At 32.1% G+C, this 8,304-nt stretch carries 5 protein-coding genes; all 5 read right to left on the reverse strand.

Annotated elements, in window-relative coordinates; all coding sequences use genetic code 11:
• Nucleotides 1-225: 225 nt before the first annotated feature.
• The 5 genes from pepF to RWR88_RS07975 all read right to left on the reverse strand — a co-directional run bounded on the left by pepF (nucleotide 226) and on the right by RWR88_RS07975 (nucleotide 7,937).
• A complete protein-coding gene (pepF, locus tag RWR88_RS07955) occupies nucleotides 226-2,031 on the reverse strand; it encodes an oligoendopeptidase F (RefSeq protein WP_314451672.1) in 1,806 nt (601 codons plus the stop codon).
• Nucleotides 2,032-2,074: 43 nt separating this feature from the next.
• Entirely contained in the window at nucleotides 2,075-3,148 is a 1,074-nt protein-coding gene (locus RWR88_RS07960) for a winged helix-turn-helix domain-containing protein (protein WP_314348732.1), read from the reverse strand.
• Nucleotides 3,114-4,415, reverse strand: coding sequence for an MFS transporter (locus tag RWR88_RS07965; protein ID WP_314451674.1), 1,302 nt, complete (start codon nucleotides 4,413-4,415; stop codon nucleotides 3,114-3,116). The genes RWR88_RS07960 and RWR88_RS07965 overlap by 35 nt, the downstream gene beginning before the upstream one ends.
• 127 nt (nucleotides 4,416-4,542) lie before the next feature.
• Nucleotides 4,543-5,658: a hypothetical protein gene (locus RWR88_RS07970; protein WP_314451676.1), complete on the reverse strand. Its 1,116-nt coding sequence runs from the start codon at nucleotides 5,656-5,658 to the stop codon at nucleotides 4,543-4,545.
• A 143-nt stretch (nucleotides 5,659-5,801) separates the two neighbouring features.
• Nucleotides 5,802-7,937 (reverse strand): PBP1A family penicillin-binding protein, encoded by a 2,136-nt coding sequence (locus tag RWR88_RS07975; RefSeq protein ID WP_314451678.1) that lies wholly within the window; start codon nucleotides 7,935-7,937, stop codon nucleotides 5,802-5,804.
• Nucleotides 7,938-8,304 lie beyond the last annotated feature (367 nt).

Below are 8,304 nucleotides of genomic sequence, written 5' to 3' on the forward strand. Positions count from 1 at the left end.
ACCAAATTTTGTTTCTGTCATGAGTAAGACGGTGAAACCGTCTTGGAGTTTTCCTTATAAAAGAATCAGCTACGCTGATTCTTTTATTGTTACAACTATTGAAAACCTATGTTCGGATCATTCTTTTACTTTTTTATCGTTCAAGTAAATGATACAAAAATGGCAGAAGCCAAACTATCGGCTCCTACCATAAGAATTTATGTCCTTTGCTACTTCAGATAAGTCCTATTTTAACTCATCTGTCAATTCGTATAATTGATCCACTAATTTTCCTACATAAGCAATGGCTTCTTTTAGTGGTTGTTCTGTTGAAACATCACATCCAGCATGACGTGCTAAGTCTTTTGCAGAAAGGCTACCACCTAATGCTAATGTATCTTTCCAAACTTGAGCTTGAGAAGGATCTTCCTCAATCTTATTCGCAATTGCTGTACCAATTGTTAAACCAGCAGAATAAGTATATGGATATAATCCCATATAATAGTGAGGTTGACGCATCCAAGTTAGCTCTGCTCCTTCATTCACAACAAGACTATCTCCGAAGAATTCTTCCATCACTTCACGCTTCACTTTAGACAATACATCTGCATTTAACATTTCATTATTATCTACCATTTTATAAATACGATCTTGGAATACTGCTTCTAAATAGTGAGTTACCATATTATGGAAATAAGTACGACTAATCATATTACTAATAACCCAACGTTTGAAACGAGCATCTGTGCTATTTTTTAATAAATAATTTGATACAATGACTTCGTTACAAGTTGATGGAGCTTCTACAAAGTATAATGAACATTCATTATTAAACATTGTTAACTCTTCTCCAACACGTTTAAAGTGGTAAGCATGTCCTAATTCATGGGCTAATACGAATACTTCATTCATTTTTCCAGTCCATGATAATAAAATATAGCTAGCTACTTTTGGAACAGTTGCACAGAAACCACCTGTACTCTTTCCAATATTTTGTGGGAAGTCAGTCCAACGTTTGTCGTAACTTTCATCAATCATATCTTTATAATCTTCCCCTAAAATTCCAAGAGCTTTCTTCAAATAGTCTCTAGATTCTTCAATGGACATATCCACTTCAAAATCAGGATCTAAATTAATTTTACAATCCGCAAATTGCATATCTTGAATATGATGTTCTCTTGCTAATAAACGAATATAACGTTGAATATGTGGTGCTAAATCTGTCATTAATGTACGAATTTGACGATCATATAATTCACGATCTCCATCTTGTTTTTCTAATAAGTAATCAATGACGCTATCAAATCCACGCATCGTTGCAATCATTTTTTCATTTTTAATCGTTGAAATATATTCATTCGCAACTGTATTTTTATAGCGATTTAATGTTTTATAAAAACTTTTTGCTGCATTACGACGAACTTCTGTATGATTATCCATTTCATGTAAGTTTTCATATAAAACAAAACTATTTTCATATGTTTTTCCATTAGCTTCAAATGAGTCAAATTCCATATCTTCATGTTTTGTTACTTCATATAATTGATAGAAACTTGGTAAGCTTGACATATTTGATAACACTTGTTCTGCATCTTTTGATAAAGTATGAGCTTTAACACGAATAATTTTTTCAATAAAGTAGGCTAAATCTGGACGTTTTTCTGCCACAAATTGACGTAATAAACTTTCTTCTAGTCCTACGATTTCAGTATCATAGAAACTCATATTTTGTGCCCAAGCACTTGCTAATTGTTCAAATAAAGTTGCATTTTCAATCACTGTATCATTGAAACGGTCTACAGTCATTGGTAATTCTGCGTAATGAGATAAACGGTAAAATGTTTCATATAATGCTTCATATTCTGCAGTAGCAGCAGTTAATACTTCTAAATCTGCCAATTTATCCTCATATTTTTCTTTAAAGCTCTTTAATTGAGCTTCAGTTTCTTTTAATGTTGTACGATACGCTTCATCACTTGGATATAATAAACTCATATCCCAAGTAATCGATTGATCGACTTCACTACGTTTTACTAATTTTACATCACTCATGTGTATCCCTCCATACATTCTTTTGTATTGCTATTATAGCATATTATTCTTTATACTCTAGTGTATTCGTCATGAAACTATCTTCCATTAATCCATTCATCACTTCTGTAATCAATTCCGTGTGAATGGCTTTTGTACAATCCTTCTTATTCCAACCATGAACGACTAAATTAGATAAGACTAATTCATTAATATGATATGAAACTGTAGCAGATGTAATCCCTAATTGTTCCGCAATTTTTTTCACACTCTTTGTACCTTTGGCGATTTCGCAAAATATTTGATACCTTGTTTTATCTCCTAAATTTTTGAAAACATTAATTCGTTCTTGTTGTTTATCCAATCTAGTTTGAATCATATGTTGAATTACTTCTAACGATTTTGCCCCTAATAATAAAAATTCAGAATCTTGAAAATAGAAGTCAGATAATAATAAAGATGGAACGACTGAAATTTTATCCGATGTCCAGTCAATTTCTTCAATTTCCTTTGTTCCAGTAAAAGCCTCTGCTAAAATCGTTGGATACTCATGAATCGTAGCTTCAAATTCCGTATAAGATTTTTCTAAAATCGGTAAATATTCTACATACACTTTTTCAAAAATTGGCTTCAGTGTTTGATGCAAAGAAATAAAATCTTCAACAAACTTTTTAGGCTCTGACATAATCGTAAAGTAATTCCAACGTACAGTATCATCAATCGGTAAATTTTTTAAGAAATCTAGAAATGTAAATTGATTTCCTAATAACTCCTGAACTTTTTCTTCTACTTCTACCTCTTCTTCATCTTGCATTACAATATTTGTCATCAATTGTTGCTTAATTTGACTTTCATCCATCGAATGTAAAACTTCAGCATACTCATCAAAAGAACGATAACGGAGCACATTTTTTACATTGACAAAAAAAATTCGTAAAGCATCATCCTTATAGAAATAGAGAATATTATCTTTATAAGGTTCCAACGGAATACTTATATGTCTCATTTCTTCTACAATAACTTCTAATTCTTGTTCTAAAGGAGATGAAGGACGTTCTTCATCTCTATCCTTTTTCAATATTAAAATTGGATATATCAGTTGATTAACAAATTCCATCTGCTCTTGTTTGAATTGCATTTTCCCCCTCCTGACTAGAATCTTGATACATTCGATTCGCTACTATTAAGAATACCACTAATCCCACAATGGAAACAACTAAACAAACTGTAGCATTAAAATTATCTAAAATAATTCCAAATACTAACTGCCCAATTGGAACAGAAATCGTAGCTAACATCCCCATCGTTGTTCCAATTCTTCCTAAAAATTGTTCAGGAACCATTTTAGCACCTAAAGTTGATAATTGAATATTAATATACGTTGCTAAAACAGAAACAAGGATAAAGCCAACAAGAATACCAGCTAACGCCATCCATTGATTCATTGAAAAAATATCACGAGCCATTGTTCCACACATAACCACAAATAATCCAACAACAAATCCCCCAGTATATTTTAATAATAAGTGAACGGGTTCTTTACTATCTTTGATTAAACGATACGCAATTAATGGAGAAATCATACTCACTACTGCTACAAATGATTGAAACATACTAAATTCTGTATTTGAAAATTCCAACGTCACCCTGATAAAGTAAGTAATCACAATACCAAATATAGGAGACATTAAAAAATTAATAAATAATGCAAGCAATACAATAATAATAAGATTTGGAATTTCAAACGCAATTTTAATTCCCTCTTTGAAATCTGTCCAAAAACTATTCACAACAGATTGCTCATCATCCATTTGTTTTTGAACTTTACGCTTAGGAATTTTCATAAAGACATAACCAATCATTGTTAAAAATAAAATACTACTAGAAATGAACAAGGAACCTGTAATGGAAAAAGTTGAATAAATAAAAGCTGCTATAAATGGCGTAATAATATTCACAATTCCATTATCCACTTGCATCCAAGTATTTGCTAAAGCTAATTGACTTTCTTCAACAATTGCTGGCAAAACACTCATCATTGGACCCGATTGAAAAACTTCTACTAATTCTAAAATAATGACCAAAACATAAATCGATACAAGAGATAAATTACTTGTCAAATAAGTTCCCAATCCAAATGCAAATAATGTAATTACCGTCATTAGTGTTGTATATACTAGACCTTTTTGTCGATCCACTCGATCTCCCCACACACCTGCAATTGGTGAAAATAGTATTCTAGGGAAGATAATAATCGAAAGAATACTAGCAAAAGCCGTTGCAGAACCTGTCTTATCTAACACATAGAGCGACAAAGCATATTGAATGATATTACTTGCTGCTCCTGCAAATGTACTACTAAACCATAATTTTCTAAAATTTGCATTATTAAATATGATATCCATAAAATATCAACCTCACTTTCTAATAAAATTAGATAAATATCTAACTTTATTAGAAGTTTACTCCTTGAAATAAAAAAAGTCAACAAAAATTAGAAAAATATCTAATTTTTGTTGACATTCATTTTTATTACATTTCAGAATTCCACTTACCAGTTGAATCTACATAGTAACTTCCAATCCATGTATCACGAGCTAATTCACCATTTTGCCCTAAATAGTATGAATCTTTCCAATAGTCACGAGCATATTTTCCATTACCATGCAAGTAGAACCAGTTTTGATAATTCGAATCATAAACCCATTCTCCACTAGCCATGTAACCACCAGTTTCTAAATAGTAGTCACCTTTCCAAGTATTTTCAAGGTATTCTCCATTTTCATCTAAATAGAACCAACTAGAATAATTCGCATCAAAAATCCACTGAGAAATGACCTTTTCTCCATTTTTATAATAACTACGATCTGACCAACCATTTAAAACCGTTGTTGTTTCTTTTGACTGATTAATTGTTTTAGCAGATTCTTTTGTCGTAGCTGTACGATTTGAGTTCGTTCCTTTTTTAGAAGAAGATTTAGCAATTTTACCACCAGTTTCAATATTAACAGATGCTGATCCGTTATGTCCTAGGTAATCTTCTGCTAAATTAGTATCAAAACCATTCCCTTTTAACCATTCAGTATTTGTAAATGCTTGAGCCGTAATGACACCTTTACCCTCTTTTTGGAAAGCAACTAATGCAGTATGAGTAAAATCAGGACGGATTAAATTCCAATAATGTCCTATTTGTTCCCCAACTTCTAATGGTTGATGATTCACTTTTGATTTCACATAAGCAGCTTTTTCACCATAGAAATATTCAATACCTTCTAAAACTCCAGTACGATTCCAAGCTAAATTTTCTCCATAACTACGTACATTATCTTTAACAATGCTAAATGGATCGCCTTCTCCGTTTGGACGGCTATGAGCTAATAATACAGACGCTTCTACTGAACGAATTTCTGCAATTTTTTCTAAAGCAGTAGACCATTTAATCGGTACATAACGATCGACTAGACCTTCTTCATATGCTTCTTTACGAATTTCATTGATTCGATTAATAATCGCTTCTTTACTATCAGAAATGTATTTTCCACTTACTGTTGTTTCTTCAGCAAATGCTATTGTTGTATTTGCATATGTTCCAACTGTAAATAGTGTTAAAGCTGAAAGACAGCCCAATAATAACTTTTTATGTTTCATAGATTTCCCCCTATTTAAAGTTTGCATATAGTATACACTAATTAAATGTCAAATGATAACCAGTAATGTAACAATTTGATGACATTTTATTCTCAGTATTCATTATCTTTTTAATACTTAAGTTCTCTTTACTTTATCTTAGATTATGGACCAACTTTTTTAAATAATTGACCTGTCCATTCCTGAACTTTAGACCATAATTGTTTTCCTGCTTCTTCTGCTTTTTGAATCCATTCATCAACATTGATTGATGAATTATTTTTTTGATGAGTAACAGCAGGTTCAACATTAAATGGTGTATTTTTAGAAGATGTACTTAATAAACCATACATTTCTAATTGGAATAATGGGCCCACTCCATGCGTGCTTGATACAGCTAATGAATATTTAGCAGAATCATCATACCCCATCCATGTTGCCACTACCATATCTGGAGTATACCCAATCATCCATTGGTCTCTCGCTCCATCTTCTCCATTAACCGTTTCAGTAGTACCCGTTTTACCAGCAATCGTATAACCTGCAGGAGCAGCATTAGCTCCACCACCACCAGGCGCATATACGGTTAATAACATACTTGTCATTTTATCTGCAACACTTTCACTCGTTACTTTATTAGTTTGAGGAGTTGTGTTATCAACAATAACTGCACCAGTAGCGTCAACAATTTTAGTCACAAATCTACCCTTAGCACGAACACCTTTATTTGCAAATGTTGTATAAGCTGATGCCATTTCCATTGGAGAAACTCCTTTTGTTAATCCCCCTAAAGCAATTCCTAAATATTCGTCATCCGGAACTGTCGAAATTCCAAATTGATGAACTTTTTCAATTCCTTTTTTCAACCCCAGTTGATCCAATAACCATACAGCAGGAGCATTCCAAGATAAAATTAGCGATTCTGTCATTGTTACCGTACCTTTATTTTTATTGTTCCAATTTTCAGGTGTATATTTTTCAGGAGCATACGAACGTTTTTCATCTACTAATGTTGAATTTGGTTCATATCCTTCTTCTAAAGCAAGAGTATAGACTGCTAAAGGTTTAAAGGTTGAACCAGGTTGAACTTTCATTTGAGTCGCACGATTAAAACCTCTAAACGTATGTTTCCCAGCACCATCAATTCTTCCGCCAACTACTGCTAAAACATTCCCTGTTTGAGGTTCCATTGCAATTGACGCTGCTTGCGCTTTTGTCCCATCATCATAAGTAGGATATAATTGTGTATTCCCAAAAGTTTCCTCCATATCCGCTTGTAATTTTTGATTTAATCCAGTATAAATGCGATACCCTTTATTAAATAAATCCTCTTCCTTAATGCCATAATTTTGAGTAATTTCATTAATCACTGCATCAAAATAATAAGGATAACGATATCTTGAATTAGCAACATAATTATCAACAAGTGAAATTTCAGATTCACTGGCTATATTGGCATCTTGTTCACTAATTTTCCCATTTTTCACCATTAAATTTAAAACAGTGGCACGTCTATTTATTGTAGCATCATAATTATCAATTGGATTATAATAACTTGGTGCTTTTAAAGATCCTGCTAAAATTGCTGATTCACTTAAAGCTAGATCAGCTGCACTTTTTCCAAAATAACGTCTTGCCGCATTTTCAATTCCATAAGCACCATTTCCGAAATAAGCATTATTCAAATACATTTCAAAAATTTGATCTTTTGTATAGTGCTTTTCAATTTCAAAACTTAAAAATAATTCTTTTGCTTTTCTCATTAAGGTTTGATCTAATGTTAGAAATGCATTCTTTGCTAATTGTTGCGTTAATGTACTTCCTCCACCGACAATATTTCCTCGATGAATAATCACTCCTGCAAAAGCGCGCAAAATCCCAATCGGATCAAATCCCTTATGATCATAGAATCGTTTATCTTCTGTTGATAATACAGCATCTTTCATATAAGTTGAAATATCCTTCAAAGGTACATACTCTGCCTTTGAAATATTTAAAGCACCTGCTTCTTGACCTTCTTCATCATAAATAACCGTTTCTTGAATCATTCCTGCTCTTAGTCCACTAACATCTGCAGTTTTTGCTCCATAAACTAAATAAATTAAGAAGAACGCTGTAATTGTAAGAAAAATCGTAAAGAATAATTTAATTACATGGTATTTTTTTAAAAATTTTCTGAATTTTTGAAACCATGGATGATTCCAAATCTTTTTATACCATTTTTCATTTGGAGTAATTTCTTCTTTTATTTCATGTCGAGAAGGAATTTTTTGTGGTTCTAATGATTGATGTTCATTCATAAAATTCTCTCATTTCTTTTAATTTCAATATAATCTATCGTATCATGAATAAATTTAGCTGACAAATAATAGAACAATATTTTACCATTTATTAAAAAACAAAAAGACTTCTTATAGCACTAGGAAACTCACAGGGGCTACTGGCATCCTATACTACTATATAAAGAAGTCTATGTTTTATTCGTACCCTCATAAATATCCGTTAAAACAGAATAGACTTCCCATAGTAGTATGCGTACAAGTAGCCAAAAGGCTACTTATACTAGGAAACTTTGAGACCGAGGCTCAAAATTTAGCCAAGAGACCCATAGGGTGTACTGCACCCCAAAAGTTAGACATGAAAAATCTAACTTTTGGGGTGTTTTTT

Origin of the sequence: uncultured Granulicatella sp., from assembly GCF_963528195.1 — a bacterium.
Lineage (GTDB): Bacteria > Bacillota > Bacilli > Lactobacillales > Aerococcaceae > Granulicatella.